This window comes from Aureimonas altamirensis (assembly GCF_023702225.1).
In the GTDB taxonomy this organism is placed as follows: domain Bacteria; phylum Pseudomonadota; class Alphaproteobacteria; order Rhizobiales; family Rhizobiaceae; genus Aureimonas; species Aureimonas altamirensis_B.
Genome location: NZ_JAMQCO010000002.1, coordinates 376,075 through 396,891 on the forward strand (window position 1 = coordinate 376,075; position 20,817 = coordinate 396,891).

Below are 20,817 nucleotides of genomic sequence, written 5' to 3' on the forward strand. Positions count from 1 at the left end.
CCGCCATGCGCAATCAGATGCGGATCACCGACAGGCCCGTCGTGCGGCGATTCTCCAGGTCTTCATGGGCGCGCGCCGCCTCCGTGACGGGATAGACCTGATTGATCGTGATCTTGACCGCGCCGGAGCCGATGACCTTGAACAGGCTGCGGGCGCTGGCCTCCAGCTCTTCGCGGGTTGCCGTATAGCCGAACAGGCTAGGCCGCGTGGCGAAGAGCGAACCCTTCTGGTTCAGCAGCGCCAGGTCGAAATTCTGGATGACGCCGGAAGACTGTCCGAAGGATACGAACAGCCCCTGCCGTTTCAGGCAGTCCAGGCTGGCGGGAAATGTATCCTTGCCGATGGAATCGTATACGACGTCGCATTTGCGGCCCCGTGTGATGTCCTTCACGGCTTCCACGAAATTCTCTTCGCGGTAGTTGATGACGTGGTCGCAGCCGTTCGCGCGGGCGATGTTGCACTTTTCCTCGGAGCCCGCCGTACCGATGACGGTTGCGCCGAGATGCTTGGCCCATTGCGTCGCGATGACGCCGACGCCGCCGGCCGCGGCATGGAACAGCAGCACCGTATCCGGGCCGACCTTGAAGGTCCGGCGCAGCAGGTACTCCGAGGTCATGCCCTTCAGCATCACTGCGGCGGCGGTTTCCTCGTCTATGCCGTCCGGTAGGTGCACGGCCTGGGCGGCCGGCACCAGCGCCTCCTCGGCATAGGTGCCCTCGCCGCCGGCATAGGCGACGCGGTCGCCTTCCTTGAAGGAGGTGACGCCCTCGCCGACCGCAACCACCGTGCCTGCCCCTTCCTTGCCGGGAACGAAGGGAAAGCGCGGCGCCTTGTAGGTGCCGTTGCGGAAGTAGACATCGATGAAGTTCAGGCCCGCCGCCTTCTGGCGGATACGCAATTGTCCGGGGCCCGGGGCCGCCACGGAATGCTCCCTCCAGACGAGCTTATCCGGGCCCCCGATTTCGTCAACGACAATGGCTTTCGTCAAACCAACTGTTCCTTCTGGTCTGGGTCTGCGCCGCTTCCGTCCATGAACTGGACGATCGCGCCGATGGAAACAAGATATAGGCTCGTCAGAACGATCCCGCCCTTCACGATAACGGGCGCATCGAAATCGGTGAACAGCGCCCACAGGCCCAGAACCGACCAGACGGCGAAGACGCCGAGATTGACGAGGCGGTATCGCTTTACCCGAACCGGATGCAGGAACTTGACCGGCGCGAAGGTCGTGACTGCGCAGAACAGCACGACGATGAAGGCGACGATGGCAGGCGGCTGCACCGCGAACAGGGTGAAGACCACCATGTTCCAGGTAACGGGAAAGCCGCGGAAGAAATTGTCCTTCGTCTTCATGCGCGTATCGGCATAGTAGATGGCGCTGGTGATGACGATCAGCGCCGCGGCGACGAAGGACCAAGCATGGCCGATAAGCCCCGACTGGTACAGGGCGAAGGCCGGAATCATCACATAGGTGGCATAGTCGATGATCGAATCCAGCATGTCGCCCGACCAGTCGGGCAGCACGCGCTTGATGTCGATGCTGCGGGCCAGGGGCCCGTCAATTCCATCCACCAAAAGGGCCAGCCCCAGCCAGGCGAACATCGCCACCCAGCGCTCTTCGGCTGCGGCGATGATGGACAGGAAGGCCCAGAAGGCTCCGCTGGCCGTCAGCAAGTGCACGGAGAATGCGCGCCATTTTTCGTATGTCGTCACCACGTTGCCGGACCGAGCCTCTTTGTTGTCTGTGCCGCCTCCGGGCAGCCTATGGCATGAACGTTCACGGGTCGCACCTTGTAGTGCAAGGCGCAAGCGTTTGAAAACGCCTGCACGCATATTTCCCGCGCCGCCCTGGCTCTATCGCAACAGCGGTCGGTATGCGCTACATCGCCATTGCATGAAACGAGCGATCGGAGTCGGCATGAGACGAGACGTCGCAGTGATCGGTGCCGGCCTTGCCGGCCTTTCGGTCGCGCTGGCCTTTGCGGACGAGGGATTCGATGTCGCGCTTGCGGCCCCGGCGCCCGCACCCGACGGGCGCAGCACCGCCCTGTTCGGCCGCTCCGTCACCTTTCTTCAGCGTCATGGGCTGGAAAAGCCCGTCCGCGAATGCGGAGCGCCCCTGGCCATCCTTCGAATCATCGACGATACCGGCCGTCTGCTGCGTGCGCCGCCGGTGGAATTCCGCGCCGCCGAAATCGGCCTCGACGCCTTCGGCATCAACGTGCTGAACGCCGACCTGACCGAACTTCTGGTGGAACGCCTGCGCCTTCATCCACGCGTCACCTGGCACGAGAGCATGCTCCAGTCCATGGAAAGCGGCGTGGATGCCGTCAGCATCACCCTCGAGAACGGGGCCCGGGTTCAGGCCGGGCTGGTCGTCGGCGCCGATGGTCGCAACTCGCCCGTTCGCACCTATGCCGGCATCGGCATAAAACGCTGGTCCTATCCGCAGACGGCGATCGTCCTCAATTTCCGCCACGCGCGCCCGCATTCCAACGTTTCGACGGAGTTTCACAGGCGGGCGGGGCCGTTCACCCAGGTTCCCCTGCCGGGCGAGCGGTCTTCCCTTGTCTGGGTCGAACGCCCGGAGGCGGCCCATACCCTCGGCTCCATGCCGGCTGAAACGCTCTCGTCCATGGTGGAGGAGCGCCTTCACTCCACGCTCGGTGCGGTGTCGGTGGAAGACGGTGTCCAATCCTTTCCGCTGTCGGGCGCGCGCGCAATGCGCCTGACCGCACCGCGCATCGCACTCGTCGGCGAGGCTGCGCATGTCTTTCCGCCCATCGGAGCGCAGGGACTGAACCTCGGCATGCGGGATGCGGAGGATATCGTGGCGGCCGCGACACGGCATCGCGACGATGTCGGCGGCGCGGCCATGCTGGCCAGCTACGAGGCAAGCCGCAAGGCCGACGTGACGCTCCGCACGATGGGGGTGGACCTGCTCAATCGATCTCTGCTGGCCGATATGCTTCCCGCCCAGATCGCCCGGTCGGCAGGCCTTGGGATGCTTTCGGCGCTGAGCCCACTGCGTCGCTTCGCGATGCGGGAGGGCGTCGTTCCCGGCGCGGGCGTGGCGGGGTTGCCGCGGTCGTTGAGAGGCGCAAGCGAGTAGCTTGTACCGGTTGCCGGGCCGCGCTATCGGTCGCACATGGCACCAGCACAGCCGATCCAGAAAGCGCGATTCCATCTCGGACAGGTCGTCCGCCACCGGATGTTCCCGTTTCGCGGCGTCATATTCGATGTAGACCCCGAGTTCGACAATACCGAGGAATGGTATCTGTCGATTCCGGAAGAGGCGCGCCCCCGCAAGGACCAGCCCTTCTACCATCTCTTCGCCGAGAATTCGGAAAGCGACTACATCGCCTACGTCTCGGAGCAGAACCTGGAACTCGACGAGAGCGGAGCGCCGGTCAATCATCCGCAATTGGCGGAGATGTTCGACGGCCCCGTCGATGGCGAGTATCGCTTGAAACCCGCCCACCGCAATTGAGATACAGTCAGACAAACGAAAGGGCGCCTCGCGTCGCCGCGAGGCGCCCCTGAACTTTCGGCAGTCGGCGCGTTACTGCGCGTTCCCGCCTTCGATCGCCTGGTTCTGTGCGTCCTCGAACCGCTTGCGGCGGGCTTCCGCCTGATTCTGGAGGGCTTCGTTCAGCTGCTGCTGACGCTGTTCCAGCTCGGGCTGCTCGCGTGCCGGACCGTCATAGGCCTGGGTGAAGCCCTGCAACGTCACGTTGATCGGGTTCGGCTGGCGCTGGAAGTTGGTCGACGTGACCTTCAGCGTTCCGCCGCGCTTCATGGAATTGACCATGGCGTCGGACAGCTCGACCTCCGCGATGCAGCGGTCGGGGAAGCAGACGGAATAGTTCAGCGTCTGCGGGGCGTTGGTGTCGATCTGCAACTGCACGCCGGCGGGGATGACCCGGCCCGTGGGCACGACCGCCTGAAGCACCTTCTGGTTCACCTGTCCCGATACGTTGATCAGGTTGACGGCGGTGATGAGCTGGCGCGTATCCGCGATCATCGTGTACTGCGTGTTGCAGATCTGGTTTTCGCCCTGCGGCGTGCAGACCTTGAACCATTCGGCCGGAACGGACTGCGCCAAGGCGCCGGTCGCCGGCAGGACAGCCGCGCCCAGCACAGCGAAGCCGGTGGCAAGGGCAAGGCGGTGAAAGTTCATGAAGCGGGTTTTCAAAGCCAGTCTTCCTCTCGGCAATTCTGTCGTCCCGGCACCTGGACGTTCCCTTAACGGGTAAGCCCGTGTTTCGCAAATGAGGCCGTTTAAAGACCCATCATGCACTGGAACGCTGCGATAGCTCCAACCGCTGCGGTAGGCAAGCGGCTGATATTCCGATAATTTCGCGAGCATCGATTTCCAGGGGACCGCTTCAATGCCAATGGCCTCGAAAGCCTTGCACGCCGCTGCAGTGGCGGCTTGTCTTCTTCTTTCGCCCGGTGGCGCAGCGGCCGCCGGGACGGCCCCGTCGCATGCCATTGCAATGCATGGAGAACCGGCCCTTGCCGACGGCTTCTCCGCCTTTCCGTTCGTACGGCAGGATGCGCCCAAGGGCGGCCGCATGGTGTATGGCGTAGTCGGCGATTTCGACAATCTGAACCCCGTCACGGTGCGCGGCGCCTTGACCACGGCCCGCGGAATTTTCGCCGACACCGAGTTCGGCAATCTGGTGATCGAGCCGTTGATGCTGCGTTCTCCGGACGAGCCGTTCACTCTCTATGGCCTGATCGCCGAATCGGTCGAGACGGATGCCGAGCGCAGTTTCGTGGAGTTTACGCTCAACCCGAAGGCAAGGTTCAGCGACGGCAGCCCCGTGCGGGTCGCGGATGTGCTCTTCACCGTCGAAATGCTCAGGCAACAGGGCGTCGTGCGCCCGCAATATACAAGCTGGCTGTCGCGTGTTTCGCGTGTCGACACGGTCGGCGAGCGGGGTATCCGGTTCACCTTCAATGAAAAGGCCGACCGCGAGCTTCCGCTGCTTCTGGCGGGCCTGCCCGTCCTGCCCGAACACGGCTTCGCACGCGACGGTTTCGGCAACACGACCCTGAAACCCATCATCGGCTCCGGCCCCTACACAATCGCGTCCGTGCAGCCGGGTCAGCGCATCGTCTACAAGCGCAACAAGGATTATTGGGCGGCCGATCTGCCGGCAAAGCGCGGCCTGGACAATTACGACGAGATCGTCGTCGAGTATTTCCGCGATGCGAACTCCCAGTTCGAAGCCTTCAAGAAGGGGATCTTCTACCTCTATCCCGACGCAAATCCGCGCCACTGGCGCACTGCCTACAATTTTCCGGCCGTGCATGACGGCTCGGTGGTGCGCGAAGTCTTCGAAACGGGTCGCCCCGCCGTTCTGAACGCCATGTTCTTCAATACCCGCCGGCAGACCTTCGAGAATCCCCGTGTTCGCGAAGCCCTCTCCATGCTGTTCGATTTCGAATGGGCGAACGCCAATCTGTATTACGGCGCCTACGAGCGGACGTCGGGCTTCTTCGACAACACGACCCTGTCGAGCCTGGGACGCCCCGCCAGCGACGGCGAACGCGCCTTTCTGGCGCGTTACCCCGGCCGTGTCGCCGACAGCATCCTCCATGGAGAATGGCGCCAGCCTGTTACGGACGGATCCGGCAGCGACCGCCGTATCCTTCGCGAGGCCCTGAGCCTTCTGCAAGCGGAAGGCTACCGCTTCGACGGAAGCCGCCTGGTGGATTCCACGGGCCGCCCCCTCTCCTTCGAGATCCTCGTCCAGACGCTCGAGCAGCAACGCGCCGCGCTCGGCTACCAGCGCACCCTGGCCCGCATCGGGGTCGACGCCAATGTCAGGCAGGCCGACGACGCGCAATATCAGCTACGCAAGCAGAGCTTCGACTACGATGTCCTGTTTTCCGCTTTCAACGGGACTCTGTCGCCAGGCGCCGAGCAGGCGGGCCGTTGGGGAAGCGCGGCGCGCGACGCGCAAGGCTCGTTCAACTATTCCGGCGTCGCCGACCCCGCAGTAGACGCAGCCATCGACGGTATCGTCCAGGCCCGCACCCGGGAGGACTTCGTCGACGCCGTGCGCGCCTACGACCGTATCCTGATCTCGGGGTTCTATGTCGTGCCGCTGTACTACCTGACGGATCAGTGGCTGGCGCGCTGGAGCTTCATCCGCCACCCCGATACGACGCCGCTGACCGGTTACTACCTGCCGTCCTTCTGGCGCGAGACCGAGGGCAGTTGACGGCTCGATGTCCCGCTCCACGGGCCACGGCGACCCATTCGGCCGCCGTCTCCGGGTCGTCGAACGCCTCGGGCGGGCAGGAGTAATAGGGCATCTTCACGGGCTTGCGCCCGGACGCCTGGTAGACGAAAGGCGTGGAACCCGCGGCGACATAGGCCGCCTCGGCCACGGCATCCGATTTCAGGAAAAGCGTGTCGAAGGCGACGAGGGCTATGATGACATCCCCGTCATAAATGCCCTGTCCACCGAACATGCGGCGGATGCGAAGATCGGCGACGGAGCCGAACAGCTCTTCTATATCGCCGCGGTCCATCGCGGATCAGGCTTCGGCCTGCTCTAGACGCGAGCGATCCGCCGGCTGCAGTTCGACGGACTCGCCGCAGCCGCAGGCCGATGTCTGGTTGGGATTGTTGAAGACGAAGCCGGTGCGCAACACCGACACCTCGAAATCCATCACCGTGCCGAGCAGAAAGAGCACGGCCTCCGGCGATATGAAGACGCGGGCGCCGTCCTTTTCCACCACATCCTCGCCGGCGACGGGGCAATCGGCGAACTCGATCGTATATTCCATGCCCGCGCAACCGCCGCGCTTGACGCCGATCCGAAGCCCGGCGCCTTCCACGCCGCCGCGCGTCTCGACGATTTCACGGACGCGGCCGGCAGCCGCCTCGGTCAGGCTCATGATGGCGAAGCGGCCCATGACAGAAACCTCTTTCCTTTGCATTCCCGCCCAAGATGGCGATGGCCGGGCTTTCAGGCAAGCGCCGAGGGCGCTTCCTGCGTCAAAACCAGCCGACGGCGACCTGCGCTTCCTCGCTCATCCGCTCGGGCGTCCACGGCGGGTCGAAGACGATCTCGACACGCACCAGTTGGATGCCCTCGACGGAGCTTACGGCATTCTCCACCCATACCGGCATCTCGCCGGCGACCGGGCATCCCGGCGCGGTCAGCGTCATCTGGATATCGACCGTGCGGTCATCCTCGATATCGATCTTGTAGATCAGCCCGAGTTCGTAGATGTCGGCCGGAATCTCCGGGTCGTACACCGTCTTCAGGGCCGCCACGATATCTTCCGTCAGCCGGGCGAGTTCGTCCGGCGGTATGGCGGAAGCCGGGGGCATGTCCCCCGCCGCCGTATCGGCCTTCTGTTCCATCGCGTCCGTCATAGGTTCGTCCTTCAAGCGAAGAAGCGTCTGGCTTTGTCCAGCGCTTCGGCGAGTGCGTCGACTTCGCCCATCGTGTTGTACATAGCAAAGGAGGCCCGGCATGTGGAGGTTACGCCGAAGCGCCGCAAGAGCGGCTGCGCGCAATGCGTGCCGGCGCGGACCGCAACGCCCTCGCGGTCGATCACCATCGACACGTCATGCGCGTGGATGCCCTCCAGGTCGAAGGACACGATCGCGCCCTTTCCCGGTGCGGTCCCGTAGATGCGCAGGCTGTTGACCGCCGACAAGCGCTCGTGCGCGTAGGCGCCGAGCTCGGCCTCGTGCGCGGCGATACGCTCTCGCCCCACGGCCTCGATGTAATCCAGCGCCGCGCCGAGGCCGATGGCCTGCACGATCGGCGGCGTACCGGCTTCGAAACGGTGTGGCGGCGCGTTGTAGGTGACGGTATCCTCCGTCACCTCGGAGATCATCTCGCCGCCGCCGTTGAACGGGCGCAGCCGGTCCAGCGCCTCGGCCCTGCCGTAAAGGATGCCGATGCCGGTCGGGCCATACATCTTGTGCCCCGTGAACACGTAGTAGTCGCTGCCGAGGGCCTGCACGTCCACGGGCATATGCACCGCAGCCTGGCTTCCGTCCACAAGCACGGGAACGCCCTGCGCATGGGCAAGATCCACCACTTCGCGAACGGGCGTCACCGTGCCCAGGACGTTGGACATGTGGGTCATGGCCACCAGCCGGGTGCGTGGGCCGATCGCCCTTGCGAAATCCTCGACCGCGATGGAACCATCGTCGGCGACCGGCACGAAGACGAGCTTCGCGCCCTTGCGCTCGCGCAGGAAATGCCAGGGCACGATGTTGGAGTGATGCTCCATCACCGTCAGCACGATCTCGTCGCCCTCGCCGATGTCGTCGGCCAGCCCATAGGAAACGAGGTTGATCGACTCCGTCGCCGAGCGGGTGAAGACGATTTCGTCCGCATGTGCGGCATTCAGGAAGCCGCGAACCTTTTCGCGCGCCAGTTCGAAAGCGTCCGTCGCCTTGTTCGACAGAAAGTGCAGGCCGCGATGAACATTGGCATAAGAATGCGCATAGCTGTCCTGGATCACATCCAGCACCTGCCGCGGCTTCTGCGCGGATGCGCCATTGTCGAGGTAGACGAGCGGCTTGCCGTACACCACCGTCTCGAGGATCGGGAAGTCCCGGCGTATCGCCTCGACGTCGTACCGGGCGCGTTTATCCAGTTCGAGGGCCATCGGCGGCTGTGTCCTTCGCTTTCAGGGCATGGTCGGCGCGGCGGCCAAGCCGCCGCACCGCCGGCTCAATGGGTGGCCAGCCAGTGGTCGATGCGCGCTTCCAGCGCCACGACCGCATCCTCATGCTCGATCTCTTCCACGACCTCGTCCACGAAAGCCTTTACCAGCAAGGCCCGGGCCTCGCGCTCCGGGATGCCGCGCGACATCAGGTAGAAGAGGTGGTTGGCGTCGATTTCGCCGGCCGTCGCGCCATGTCCGCACTGCACGTCGTCGGCGAATATCTCCAACTCCGGCTTGGCGAAGAAATCGCCTTCGTCGGACAGAAGCAACGAGTTGCAGGCCAGCCGCGCGTCGGTCTTCTGCGCGCCCTTGGCAACCTTGATCATGCCCTGGAAGACGCCCTGTCCACCCATGACCACATTGCGGAAGATTTCCGTCGCGGTCGTATGGGCCACGCTGTGGGTCAATGTCGTGGTGACGTCCACATGCTGCCCCTCGGCAAGCAGGTTGACGCCGCGGATCTGGATATCGGCACCCTCGCCGACCGTCTCGCAATGCACTTCCTGGCGCACGAGCGCGCCGCCGGCATTGAGCACGAACATACGCAACTTCGAATTCGCGCCGAGCCGGACGGTCAACTGCCCGAGATGCGTTTCGCCACGGCCCTTCTCCTGATCGACGATCCAAAGAATGTCGGCGTCCTCACCCAGATCGACCTCTCCGACCAGTGTGGACAGGGAACCCGCCCCGGACGGCGATACGCGTTCCACGAAAGTGGCGCGCGCGCCCTTGCCGACCGTTACCCGCGTGAAGGCCTGCGCGCCGGCAGCGCCCGGTGCCGCACGAAGCTCCACCGCGTCGGAAAGCACTGCACCCGAGGCAATTTCGATCTGCGATCCGGTTGCACCCAACGCCGCATTCAGCACCCGGATGGTGTCATGCGGACGGTCCAGATGATTGAGCGCGCGGTTCCACTCCGGAATCCGGGTCGAGCGCGATACGGTCAGCCCCTCGCGGGCGATCGTTTCGCCGGAGCCGGCTTCCACCACGACGCTGTGAGGAAGCAGCGGCGCCAGGATGCTTTCGGCCTCTTCCCCCGCAGGAGCGGCAGCCTGCATGGCCCGATCCAGCAGAACCCTAAGGTCGGTGTAGTGCCATGCCTCGACGCGGCGGCTGGGCAGCCCCGCGTCGCGCAGGGCCGCCAGGGCCTCATGCTGGCCGCTGCCGGCTTCCGCGCGCTCGATCAGCCGCAGTTCCGCGGGTGTCTTCTTCGTCGCTATCGGTGCCGACATGCTCAAGCAGCCTCTTCGATGATCTGGGAATAGCCTTCTTCTTCAAGGTGCAAGGCCAGTTCCTTGCCACCCGACTTGATGATGCGCCCCTTGTAGAGCACATGCACGCTATCGGGTACGATATGCTCGAGCAGGCGCTGGTAGTGGGTGATCACCAGGAAGGCGCGGTCCGCCTGCCGCAGGGCGTTGACGCCATCGGACACGATCTTCAGCGCGTCGATGTCGAGGCCGGAATCCGTCTCGTCCAGAACGCAGAGCTTCGGCTCCAGCAGCGCCATCTGCAGGATTTCGGCGCGTTTCTTCTCGCCGCCCGAGAAGCCGACGTTCAACGGCCGTTTCAGCATGTCGGCATCGATGCGCAGGGCGCTTGCCGCCTCCTTGACGCGGCGCATGAAGTCCGGCGTCGTCAGCTCGTTCTCGCCGCGCGCCTTGCGCTGTGCGTTCAGCGCTGTCTTCAGGAAGGTCATGGTGGCCACGCCGGGGATTTCCAGCGGGTACTGGAACGCCAGGAAGACGCCGGACGCGGCGCGCTCGGCCGGATCCATCTCCAGGATGGACTCGCCGTTGTACAGGATGTCGCCTTCCGTCACCTCGTAGTCCTCGCGGCCGGCGAGAATATAGGAGAGGGTCGACTTGCCCGAGCCGTTCGGCCCCATGATGGCGGCAACTTCGCCTGCCTTCACCGTCAGGTCCAGGCCGCGCAGGATCTCGGTGTCGGTGTCGGCGACGCGGGCGTGAAGATTCTTGATTTCCAGCATGTTCGTCTTCTTCGTTCGATGTCGATGGGCCGCGCGGCACAAGCGCTGCGGCCGGGTGCGATGGGGTGCGAGCGCCGGCCTAGCCGACGCTGCCTTCGAGGCTGATGCCGATGAGCTTCTGCGCCTCGACGGCGAACTCCATCGGCAATTGCTGGATCACGTCCTTGACGAAGCCATTGACGATCAGCGCCACGGCCTCTTCCTCGGGGATGCCGCGCTGCATGCAGTAGAACAGCTGGTCCTCGGAGATCTTGGAGGTCGTCGCCTCGTGCTCGAACTGGGCCGTCGAATTGCGCGCTTCGATGTAGGGCACCGTGTGCGCCCCGCAGTCCTCGCCGATCAGCAGCGAGTCGCACTGCGTGAAATTGCGGGCGTTGGACGCCTTGCGCAGCGCCGACACCTGGCCACGATAGGTATTGTTCGAGTTGCCGGCCGAGATGCCCTTGGAAATGATCCGGCTGGACGTGTTCCTGCCGATATGGATCATCTTGGTGCCGGAATCGATCTGCTGATGGCCGTTGGAAACGGCGATCGAGTAGAACTCCCCGCGCGAATTGTCGCCGCGCAGGATGCACGACGGATACTTCCAGGTGATGGCGGAGCCCGTCTCAACCTGCGTCCAGGAGATGCGCGAGTTGGCTCCGCGACAATCGCCCCGCTTGGTGACGAAGTTGTAGATGCCGCCCTTGCCTTCCTTGTCGCCGGGGTACCAGTTCTGCACCGTCGAGTACTTGATCTCGGCATCGTCCAGCGCGATCAGCTCCACCACCGCGGCGTGAAGCTGGTTCTCGTCGCGCTGCGGCGCCGTGCACCCTTCGAGGTAGGACACGTAGGAGCCCTTGTCGGCGATTATGAGCGTGCGCTCGAACTGGCCGGTATTACGCTCGTTGATGCGGAAATAGGTGGAAAGCTCCATCGGGCAGCGGACACCCGGCGGCACGTAGACGAACGAGCCGTCCGTGAAGACGGCCGAGTTCAAAGCCGCGAAGAAGTTGTCACCGACGGGGACGACCGAGCCCAGATATTTCTGGACCAGCTCCGGATGCTCGCGCACGGCCTCGGATATCGGCATGAAGATCACGCCGGCCTTTTCCAGTTCCTTGCGGAAGGTGGTCGCCACGGAGACCGAATCGAATACGGCGTCCACGGCCACCTTGCGGTAGCCGCCCTCGACCGGCTCGCCCGTCTCCTCGTCGAGGCGCGAGGGCTCGTCCGCACGGCGGACGCCGGCCAGGATCTCCTGCTCCTTCAAGGGGATACCGAGCTTTTCGTAAGTGCGCAGAATCTCCGGATCGACCTCATCCAGGGAAGCCGGGCCCGACATCGACTTCGGCGCCGCATAGTAATGGAGGTCCTGGAAGTCGATCTCCGGATAGTCGAGGCGCGCCCAGCCCGGATTCTCCATCGTCTTCCAGCGCTCGAACGCCTTCAGGCGCCAGTCGAGCATCCACTGGGGCTCGTCTTTCTTGCGGGAGATGAAGGCGATGATATCTTCGTTCAGGCCCTTGGGGGCGAGATCCATCTCGATCTTCGTCTCGAAGCCGTATTTGTACTGGTCCACGTCGATCCGGCGAACCTGATCGATGGTTTCCTGAACTGCTGGCATTCTCTTTTCTCCATTCTCGCCGGGGTCAAGGCCCGGTGGACGGCGTCTTGGCGTGCCATGCCTATAGCGGTAGTTTATAACCGTTCAAATAGTCATCGTCGCAAAAAAGTTGAATACCAGATTCCTCTTTTCTGCGCAGCATGGCGATCACGCGGCGTCGGAACGCCCCTGCGCCCTGCCAAGACGCGCCAGGACACGCCTGGCTACAGTGATGAATTCCTCGATATCGGCGCGCGTCGCGTCCGGGCCGAGGCTGATGCGCAAGGCGCCCAGCGCCGGATCGGCCGGATAGCCTGCCTGCGCCATCGCCTTCAGAACGTTGCTGGCTCCGACCTTCCCGGACGAGCAGGCGGAGCCGGCGGATACGGCGATTCCCTGCAGATCGAAGGCGATCTGGACCGTTTCGGCCCGCATCGCGGGATGGGTGAAGCTGATCGTATTGGGCAGGCGGTCGGCGCCGGCGCCCATAATGGAGATTTCCGGCGCCATGTCCCGCAGGACGGCCTCGAGCTCGTCACGCAGCGCGCGCACATGCGGCCATCCATCGCCGGCGCTAGAGGCCGCATTCAGCGCCGCCGCGCCGAAACCCGCGATCAGAGGCAGGCTTTCCGTGCCGCCGCGCCGCCCGCGCTCCTGCCCGCCGCCGGTGAACAGCGCAAAGGGGCGTGTGTTCTCGTCCGCCAGCACCAGCGCCCCGACGCCCTTCGGACCGCCGAACTTGTGTGCGGACAGGACGGCCGCGTCGATTCCGGCCTCTCGCAACTCCAGCGGACGCCGCCCCGCCAGTTGCACCGCATCCGCGACGAGCCGCACGTCGTGGCCATCCAGCGCGGCGCGGATGCGGGCGAGCGGCTGGATGACGCCACTTTCGCCATTGGCCCAGGAAACGGCAAGAATCGCCGGCCGGCCGGCCAACGCGTCGAGCCATTCCGCAAGCGCCTCCACAAGCACGACGCCCTCGGCATCGACGGGCAACCGCGTCACTTTGTCGGCATCGAAACGGCCGCCGGTGCGCAGACATGGGTGGTCGGTTTCCAGGACGGCCAGCGCCTCCGCCCGCCACTCGGCCCCATCCCTCAGCCACAGCGGCGACAGCGCCGTCGACGCGGCCTCCGTGGCGCCACTGGTGAAGACGACACCGTCGGGCGACACGCCGCACAAGGCGGCGACGGCGTCCCGCGCCTTCTCGAGCACGGACTTCGCGGCTCGTCCCTCCGCATGGACGGACGATGGATTGCCGGGCATGTCCATCGCGTCCAGCACAGCCTGTCGCGCCGCCGGCAAAACCACCGACGTCGCGTTATGGTCGAGATAGATGCGCCCTGTCGCAGCAGGCATGGTCAATCGGCCCTCTGGAAGTCGAACTGCCAATGATCGAGCAAATTTCTTGAATTTGCGGCCCCGGAAGGACTACATAGCGCATTCCGTGGAGCCAGACAGTTTTGAATCTTTCTAACTTGCTGGACCCTAAGAGGCTGCGTTTCCTCCGTCAAGGCGCTGCCGAACCCGCGACGCCCGCTCGATAGGATTGCCAGACACTATGCCAGAAGTCATCTTCAACGGTCCCGCCGGTCGCCTCGAAGGCCGTTACCAGGCCGCCAAGGAGAAGAACGCCCCGATCGCCATCGTGCTGCATCCGCATCCGCGTTTCGGCGGCACGATGAACAACCAGATCGTCTATAATCTCTTCTACATGTTTCAGCAACGCGGGTTTACCGTGCTGCGCTTCAACTTCCGCGGCATCGGCCGGAGCCAGGGCGAGTTCGACCACGGCATGGGCGAGCTGTCGGACGCCGCGGCCGCGTTGGACTGGGTGCAGACGCTGCATCCGGATTCCAAGAACTGCTGGGTGGCCGGCTACTCGTTCGGCGCATGGATCGGCATGCAGTTGCTGATGCGCCGGCCGGAGATCGAGGGGTTCATCTCCGTTGCCCCGCAGCCCAACAGCTACGACTTCTCGTTCCTCGCGCCCTGTCCGTCGTCCGGCCTCATCATCCACGGCGACAAGGACCGCGTGGCTCCGGGCAAGGATGTGCAGGGCCTCGTCGACAAGCTGAAGGCACAGAAGGGCATCGTCATCACCCAGAAGACCATGCCGGGCGCCAACCACTTCTTCAGCGAGCACGCGGACGAACTGATGGCCGAATGCTCCGAATATCTCGACAGGCGTCTTGCCGGCGAGTTCGCCGACACGCGGCCGAAGCGGCTGAAATAAGGTCGCGTTCGGCCTAGGCATTCTTGTCCCACACTCTGGAATGATCTCACCATGACCGGTTTCAAGTCCGACTTCCTGAACACGCTTTCGGAACGCGGCTTCATCTATCAGGGCTCCGACATGGAGGGCCTCGACAAGGTTGCCCTTGCGGGCGGGCTGACCGGATATATCGGCTACGACGCCACGGCGGCCTCGCTGCATGTCGGCCACCTGCTGCAGATCATGATGCTGCGCTGGCTGCAGAAGACGGGCGGTCGCCCCATCGCGTTGATGGGCGGCGGCACCACCCGCATCGGCGACCCGAGCTTTCGGGACGACCAGCGTCCGCTGCTGGACGAGGCGGGCATCGCCCGCAATCTCGAGGGCATCAAGGGCGTCTTCGCCAAATATCTCGATTTCGATGGCCCTGCCCGCATGGTCAACAATGCCGATTGGCTCGACGAACTGCAGTACATCGACTTCCTGCGCGATTACGGTCGCCACTTCTCGGTCAACCGCATGCTTTCGTTCGAGAGCGTCAAGCAGCGGCTGGACAGGGACCAGTCGCTATCCTTCCTCGAATTCAACTACATGATCCTGCAGGCCTACGACTTCGTGGAACTGTACCGTCGCTTCGGCTGCCGCATGCAGATGGGCGGCTCGGACCAGTGGGGTAATATCGTCAACGGCATAGAGCTGACGCGCCGCACCGCCGATGGCGAGGTCTTCGCACTCACCTCGCCGCTGCTGACGACGGCGTCCGGCGTCAAGATGGGCAAGACGGCCGGCGGCGCCGTCTGGCTGAATGCCGACATGAAGAGCCCCTACGAGTTCTGGCAATACTGGCGCAACACCGAGGATGGAGACGTCGAGCGGTTCCTGAGGCTGTTCACCGAACTGCCGATGGACGAGATCGCGCGTCTTGCCGCGCTTGGCGGCTCGGAGATCAACGAGGCCAAGAAGGTCCTGGCGACGGAGGTGACCGCCTTGTGCCACGGCCGTATGCTGGCCGAGGAGGCACAGGAGACGGCACGCGCCACCTTCGAGGAAGGCGCCCTGGCCGAAAACCTGCCCACCATCCAGGTTTCCGGCCACGAGCTATCCGAAGGGCTCGGCATCCTGACGGCCCTGGTACGGGCCGGTCTCGCGACCTCCAACGGAGAGGCGCGCCGCCACATCCAGGGTGGGGCCGTGCGCATCAACGACCAGCCCGTTGCCGACGACAAGGCCCGCATCGACGAAAGCGATCTTGCCGGTGGCGTGGTCAAGCTTTCCGTAGGCCGAAAGAAGCACGTTCTGGTGCGTCCTTCCTAGGAGCGCCGGGCGTCCATCCGGACGCACAAAGGTCGCTCCAGGTTATTGACAGAGCATCGGATTTTCCGAAAACTGGATTCCACTTTTCGGTCCGCTGCTCCAGCTACCAGGATGTTGGCAGACGCTGTGGTCTACATAGCTTGTGAAGGGCGTCCGTCGATCAGGGGACGCCCTCTTACAAACACGCCGGCGAGGCCCACGACGACACCGGTAATCGACATCAGGCCGCCGGCAAATGGCGCTCCGCCGATGATTGCCACGAGAGTGCCCGAGGCAATCAGGCTGATCGTCACCGCTGCGCCGAGATAAAGACCCACCATCCGGTACGTCTGGTTCTTGTTGCGGTGATCGGCTTCATCGAGGATGTCGGCATCGGTTCGCGCCTCAACCAGTGCGATACGCTTTTCCTCCAGTGCCATGCGGCGATCCAAGTGCTGAAAGAACACTTTTGGCGCATCCGGAAATATCCTGGCGTAAGCCGCCATTTCCGTAGCACTGGGAACCGGACCGGATCGTACGATCCTGCGATAGAAGGCGCGTTGAAGTTCGAGGCGCTGTTGTTCCGGCAACTCGCCGACGACCGACTCGATATCCTCGATCAGTTCGCCTTCAACGTCTTCACCTGTCGTTGCCTGATCGGTGTTTATCAACGCCACTCCGAATGCGCATATTGGCAGAGGCCATCACGCTTCGCATGCTTCTTCTGGGGTGTCGAGCAACCCCAAGTGGCACGTTGGAAAACAGGAAAACAGGCGATGCCAACCCATCCAGGACGCCGTTGCCAAAGGCGGTGGACAGTTGGCGCGAGATGGACTTCAAAGCGTTCATTCGTTCTTGCCCCCGTCAGAAGCCGACGTTTCAAACCCTGTAGATCATATAACAACCGCCGCTCCAACGAGCAAGATAGCCTACACCTATTCCTATATCATTGATATGAGAAGATCTGCCGGAAGATGCCAGGGGCGATCAGCGAGATCGGGTTGACCGTCAGGGTGGGAGAGCCGAATGGGCCGGACAGCCGATAGGTTATTCCGATCAGGCCGCCTTCGTTGCCGTTGCCCAGGATCTGACCCACGAGCGGCAATGCGCCGAAGACGCGGTTGATGCCATAGGCCGGCATGAACGAGCCGGTTATGTCGATCCGGCTCTGCCGGTCGTAGAGCTGCCCTTCGAAGCTGGAGCCGAAGACCGGGCCACGGACGATGCCGTTGGCGACGCGCAAGGCGCCATCGGCATAGGAAAGCTGCGCCGAAGCCTGATCGAAATAAGCCTGGCTTGTCCGCAGGTCGCGCCCGAGCGCCTGCGACAGGCTCGATTGGCCCTGCACGGGGGTGGAGCCGACGATGCGCTCCAGCCGCGGCTCGTCCACAAGTGTGAAGTCACGCAGCTGCAGCCGTCCGACATAGCCCTTGTCCGTCGATCCCGACAGTTCGAGCAGCGCACCGCCACTGCGCATATTGGCGTAGAGGCCGGAGAACGACAGGAGCGCACCGATATTGGCGCTGCTGAGGCTGATGGCGTCCTGGCCGCCGCGCTTGGAAAGGTCCCCGGCGATCTGCCCGTCACCCGCCACGGCCGAGATGGACAGGCCCGTCAACCGCCCGTTGCGGCTGGCATAATTCATCGCGAAACTCTGCAGCGCGACGCCGTTGAAACCGCCCAGGGCATCCACATTGGCGACGATGTCCAGCGCGCCGCGCGCTCTCTTGCCGGTCCTGTCCTGTCCAGCAGTCGACTTCAGATCCTGCAGGATCGCGCGTGCGTCGAACTTTTCGCCCGTAACGTCGATGGAATAGCCGGCATCCGTCCGCCGTGCCTTCAGCCGCGCCGAGTCACCCGCGTTCAACGCCAGTTGCGACAGGTCGGCCGAGCGCAACCCCGCCTTGTCCGTCACCGCCGAGCCCAGGGCCTGGAAGCCCTCTCCTTCCAGACGGATATCGTCGAGGCGCGTCGCGTCGCCGCTTTCGGCCATGGAGAGTTTCAGGCTGGCGGCAACGCCTTTGCCTTTGCTCCATGCCACGGTCGGAATCCGGAGAGCGCTGTTCGTAAGGTCCGCGCTCAGCCGCGTCGGCCCATCGGACAACTCGGCGTTCAGCGTGAAATCGCCGTCGATGATGCCCGACAACGCCGGGACGATCTTCGATACGCGTTCGTCGTTCATCTGCAACGCAACGGCGATGCGACGGCTGCCCGTTCGCTCCTCGCCGAAGGGGATGGCCAGGTCGACCGTACTCGGAATCGTGTCCATTCGGGCGTCGAAGCGGCCGGTGACCAGACCCGGCCTGATCGAAAAACCGCCGTTCATTCCCTCGAAGCGACGCCCCTCGATGGGCGAGCCCGCATCCGCGTCGGAGATCTTCGCTTCGACGGTCCAGTTCAGAAGTTGGTTCGAGGGGTCGATATAGCGCCCGACGCGCAGGCTTGCATCGGCGGTGACAGCCCCTGTTCCACTGGCCTTCTGCGGCTCGATATCCAGCGAACGCAAGGCATTCAACGGAGGCCGCGCCGCGATGTCCAGAAGCTGCGGCACGCTGCCTGCAGCCTTGATGGACAGATCGACCAGCAGATCGCGTCGATATCCCGTACGAGGCTTGGAGAGCCTGACCGTGGAATCCGATAGCGTGATTTCCGCAAGTCCCTCCACCATCGCATCGTCCACCACCACGCGCGTGGTGCTGCCGCGCGTCTCGAGCCGCCCATTGGCGTTGTAGAGCCCCGGCAGGGAGCCCACGGTGGAAAGATCGGCATTGTCGATATCAAGGTCGATGCTGAACTCGTCGGGCCGCGCCTCGCCGAGCTTGCCGAAAGCGCGTCCCAGCCTATCCAGCCGGGCGTCGATGCGGATTTTCGCGTTCGAGGCCAGCGCCGCGTCACCCATGTGCGAGATGACCCAGCGACGCGCCCTGCCGGCAATGTTGAAGGGCCAGAAGGCCTTGACGGAAGCCGCGCCCATGCGCTCGGACGACACGTCCAGACGCGTCATGGCATCCGGCGCGCCATAGCCGAACTCGGCCGAGGCATTCAGCACCCCCTCCTCGGTCTCCAGCCGCCCTTCGCTGAGTTCCAGATGCCTTGCGCTCGGGTCGAATATCCCGCTGACGGCGAGCTCGCCCCGATGCTCGCCGCCCGATCCGACGGTCGATTTCAGGTCTTGCGTACGCAAACGGAAGGCCAGCCGATCCAGTGACACGCCTTGCCCGGCCGGAGCCGCCTCGATCGTGCCGAGTGCGGTGAACGAGACGCCACGAAACGCCATGGGGCTTGCGAGCAGTTCGATCTCTTCGGCGTCGCTGCGATAACGCAGGTTCAACTCGGCCGACTCGATCTCGGTACGGTTGGTGCCGAGTTGCAGCGCGCCGCGACCCAGCCGGGCCGAGGCATCGGCCTGCAGCGGCGCGCCGGCCGACTCGCGGGTCATCGTTATGGACAACTCCAGCGGAAAGCTGCCACCGAAAGGCCGCTCGTCGAACTCGTCCTCTTCGGGCGCCGGCGGAAAGGCATCCGCCACGCGGATCTGGCCCGAACCGAGGTTCAGTCGGCTGAGCAGACCCGTCTTCTCCGAGAATTCGGCATCGCCGGCCATCGAGACCGGCAGGCCGTCGAGATCGAACCGGGTAACCAGCCGCAGGGCCCCCGCATCGCTGCGCCGCAATTCCGCGAAGTCGACATGCAGTTCGTCTCCGGAGCCGTCCAGCCTCGGTATTCCGGTGATGGAGATATCGTCGAAGGTCAACGTATCGAAATGAAAGGAGCGCAGAACCGCCAGATGACGCTCGACATTCTGCAGGATGCCGCCGGCCGTGCGGGCCAGGAGCGTACGCGGCGGATCGGCGTCGACGCCGTCCGCGCTCGGCGTGGCGACCTCCTGCGGAGGCGCTGGTCGCCCGCCGTCCCTCGGCGGCAGGATAAGCGAATTGAGATCGATCCGGGCACCCGAAACCTCGAACCGGCCGAATTCGAGTCCGCCGCCGGAGATCAGCGGCACCAACCGTACGGCGACGCCGAAATGGTCTATCTCGCTGCGAGCCGAAGGGTTGTCCTTCGGCGCCGTGCTGACGTCGCTCCACGTAACGGCAAGCGAACCGTCCCCGCGCAGTTGATATGTCTGTTCGCCGAGACGGGTGACGAAGCGGGGCCCCATCAGGTTGGCCAGGGCCGTCTCCGCCCTCGAGCGGACGAGATCCTGGCCGGGCGCCGTTCCGAGCAGGAATATGACGAGTCCGCCGACGAGGACGACCAGAAGCAGGAAAAGACTGGCGATGGCGCCGGCTAGGCGGCGCATCGGCGTCATTCGCATGCGCAGCGACACCGCTTCGTGCCGGCGGCGTCGAGGTGGCGGAACATGGCGTCGGCGGTCGAGTTCATCCCTACCCTGTCAATGGCGTCGGTGCGGATATCTCCGCCCTTTTCAGAACATAACCGGCATGCTCCAACGTCAATCCGTTTTCCACGCCTTTAAGCCGAAAGGAAGGCTCAGCCGATGTTCAACTTTGCCGCAGGTACGCCTTGCCCCCAGTTTTCGTTGCCGGACGCGGATGGCGCCATCGTCACGCTCGACACGGTGAAGGGGCGGCCCTTCGTGCTGTATGCCTATCCGAAGGACGACACGCCGGGTTGTACGACCGAGGCGCTGGATTTCACCGCCCTTCAGCCGCAGTTCGAAGCGGCGGGCGTCACGGTCCTGGGCGTTTCCCCGGACACGGTCCAGAAGCACTGCCGGTTCCGGGACAAGCGGGGGCTTTCGGTTCGCCTCCTGTCGGACGAAGACCGTAGCCTGATCGAAGCGCTCGGGCTGTGGGTGGAAAAACTCAACTATGGACGCCGCAGCATGGGCGTGCAGCGCGCCACCTTCCTGTTCGACGCCGACGCCAAACTGGTTCGCGCATGGCCGAAAGTGTCGGTCAACGGCCACGCCGCCGAGGTGCTGGAAGCCGCGCGAACGCTCGGGCAATAAGACAAGGCGTGCGGTCCGTTGCCGGGCCGCACGCCTGTCGATCC

Annotated in this window: 19 protein-coding genes; 6 read left to right on the plus strand and 13 right to left on the minus strand. The window is 64.1% G+C overall.

The window, feature by feature from the left end:
* Positions 1–13 precede the first annotated feature (13 nt).
* The gene (locus NDN16_RS04495) at positions 14–988 is read right to left on the minus strand and encodes a quinone oxidoreductase family protein (RefSeq protein ID WP_251112417.1); all 975 of its coding nucleotides are present in this window, start codon (positions 986–988) and stop codon (positions 14–16) included.
* Positions 985–1,713 (minus strand): phosphatidylcholine synthase, encoded by a 729-nt coding sequence (pcsA, locus tag NDN16_RS04500; protein WP_353050191.1) that lies wholly within the window; start codon positions 1,711–1,713, stop codon positions 985–987. Before pcsA ends, NDN16_RS04495 begins: the two co-directional genes overlap by 4 nt.
* 205 nt (positions 1,714–1,918) lie before the next feature.
* Between pcsA and NDN16_RS04505 the strand changes: the two genes are divergently transcribed.
* Both NDN16_RS04505 and hspQ read left to right on the plus strand, forming a co-directional pair.
* Positions 1,919–3,112 carry a UbiH/UbiF family hydroxylase gene (locus NDN16_RS04505; RefSeq protein ID WP_251112419.1) on the plus strand — a complete coding sequence of 398 codons (1,194 nt, stop codon included), beginning with the start codon at positions 1,919–1,921 and terminating at the stop codon, positions 3,110–3,112.
* Between the two features lie 36 nt (positions 3,113–3,148).
* Complete coding sequence (gene hspQ / locus NDN16_RS04510) at positions 3,149–3,490, plus strand: heat shock protein HspQ (RefSeq protein WP_251112420.1); 342 nt, start codon at positions 3,149–3,151, stop codon at positions 3,488–3,490.
* A 72-nt stretch (positions 3,491–3,562) separates the two neighbouring features.
* Here the strand turns inward: hspQ and NDN16_RS04515 are convergent, their stop codons facing one another.
* On the minus strand, positions 3,563–4,180 hold the full coding sequence (locus NDN16_RS04515) for an invasion associated locus B family protein (protein ID WP_251112421.1): 618 nt from the start codon (positions 4,178–4,180) through the stop codon (positions 3,563–3,565).
* A 319-nt stretch (positions 4,181–4,499) separates the two neighbouring features.
* Here NDN16_RS04515 and NDN16_RS04520 point away from each other — a divergent pair, with 319 nt between their 5' ends.
* On the plus strand, positions 4,500–6,236 hold the full coding sequence (locus NDN16_RS04520; protein ID WP_251112422.1) for an extracellular solute-binding protein: 1,737 nt from the start codon (positions 4,500–4,502) through the stop codon (positions 6,234–6,236).
* Here NDN16_RS04520 and NDN16_RS04525 read toward each other — a convergent pair.
* The 8 genes from NDN16_RS04525 to NDN16_RS04560 form a co-directional block, all read right to left on the minus strand.
* Positions 6,160–6,549 (minus strand): TfoX/Sxy family protein, encoded by a 390-nt coding sequence (locus NDN16_RS04525; RefSeq protein ID WP_353050192.1) that lies wholly within the window; start codon positions 6,547–6,549, stop codon positions 6,160–6,162. The genes NDN16_RS04520 and NDN16_RS04525 overlap by 77 nt on opposite strands.
* A gap of 6 nt (positions 6,550–6,555) precedes the next feature.
* A complete protein-coding gene (sufA, locus tag NDN16_RS04530; RefSeq protein ID WP_251112423.1) occupies positions 6,556–6,936 on the minus strand; it encodes a Fe-S cluster assembly scaffold SufA in 381 nt (126 codons plus the stop codon).
* A gap of 82 nt (positions 6,937–7,018) precedes the next feature.
* Positions 7,019–7,402 carry an SUF system Fe-S cluster assembly protein gene (locus NDN16_RS04535; RefSeq protein WP_251112424.1) on the minus strand — a complete coding sequence of 128 codons (384 nt, stop codon included), beginning with the start codon at positions 7,400–7,402 and terminating at the stop codon, positions 7,019–7,021.
* A gap of 11 nt (positions 7,403–7,413) precedes the next feature.
* Positions 7,414–8,655, minus strand: a complete 1,242-nt coding sequence (locus NDN16_RS04540) for a cysteine desulfurase (RefSeq protein WP_435301048.1) — start codon at positions 8,653–8,655, stop codon at positions 7,414–7,416.
* Between the two features lie 65 nt (positions 8,656–8,720).
* Positions 8,721–9,947, minus strand: coding sequence for a Fe-S cluster assembly protein SufD (gene sufD / locus NDN16_RS04545; RefSeq protein ID WP_251112425.1), 1,227 nt, complete (start codon positions 9,945–9,947; stop codon positions 8,721–8,723).
* Positions 9,948–9,949: 2 nt separating this feature from the next.
* Entirely contained in the window at positions 9,950–10,705 is a 756-nt protein-coding gene (gene sufC, locus NDN16_RS04550; RefSeq protein ID WP_251112426.1) for a Fe-S cluster assembly ATPase SufC, read from the minus strand.
* Between the two features lie 79 nt (positions 10,706–10,784).
* Positions 10,785–12,311, minus strand: a complete 1,527-nt coding sequence (sufB, locus tag NDN16_RS04555; protein WP_251112427.1) for a Fe-S cluster assembly protein SufB — start codon at positions 12,309–12,311, stop codon at positions 10,785–10,787.
* A gap of 147 nt (positions 12,312–12,458) precedes the next feature.
* Positions 12,459–13,649: a cysteine desulfurase family protein gene (locus NDN16_RS04560; protein WP_251112428.1), complete on the minus strand. Its 1,191-nt coding sequence runs from the start codon at positions 13,647–13,649 to the stop codon at positions 12,459–12,461.
* A 202-nt stretch (positions 13,650–13,851) separates the two neighbouring features.
* Here NDN16_RS04560 and NDN16_RS04565 point away from each other — a divergent pair, with 202 nt between their 5' ends.
* Both NDN16_RS04565 and tyrS read left to right on the plus strand, forming a co-directional pair.
* Positions 13,852–14,526, plus strand: coding sequence for an alpha/beta hydrolase (locus NDN16_RS04565; protein ID WP_251112429.1), 675 nt, complete (start codon positions 13,852–13,854; stop codon positions 14,524–14,526).
* 51 nt (positions 14,527–14,577) lie between these two features.
* Complete coding sequence (tyrS, locus tag NDN16_RS04570) at positions 14,578–15,819, plus strand: tyrosine--tRNA ligase (RefSeq protein ID WP_251112430.1); 1,242 nt, start codon at positions 14,578–14,580, stop codon at positions 15,817–15,819.
* Between the two features lie 131 nt (positions 15,820–15,950).
* Here the strand turns inward: tyrS and NDN16_RS04575 are convergent, their stop codons facing one another.
* Together NDN16_RS04575 and NDN16_RS04580 are read right to left on the minus strand one after the other, a co-directional pair.
* On the minus strand, positions 15,951–16,469 hold the full coding sequence (locus NDN16_RS04575; RefSeq protein ID WP_251112431.1) for a hypothetical protein: 519 nt from the start codon (positions 16,467–16,469) through the stop codon (positions 15,951–15,953).
* Between the two features lie 275 nt (positions 16,470–16,744).
* Positions 16,745–20,101: an AsmA-like C-terminal region-containing protein gene (locus NDN16_RS04580; RefSeq protein WP_251112432.1), complete on the minus strand. Its 3,357-nt coding sequence runs from the start codon at positions 20,099–20,101 to the stop codon at positions 16,745–16,747.
* 198 nt (positions 20,102–20,299) lie between these two features.
* Here NDN16_RS04580 and NDN16_RS04585 point away from each other — a divergent pair, with 198 nt between their 5' ends.
* Complete coding sequence (locus NDN16_RS04585) at positions 20,300–20,773, plus strand: peroxiredoxin (RefSeq protein ID WP_251112433.1); 474 nt, start codon at positions 20,300–20,302, stop codon at positions 20,771–20,773.
* Positions 20,774–20,817: the final 44 nt, after the last annotated feature.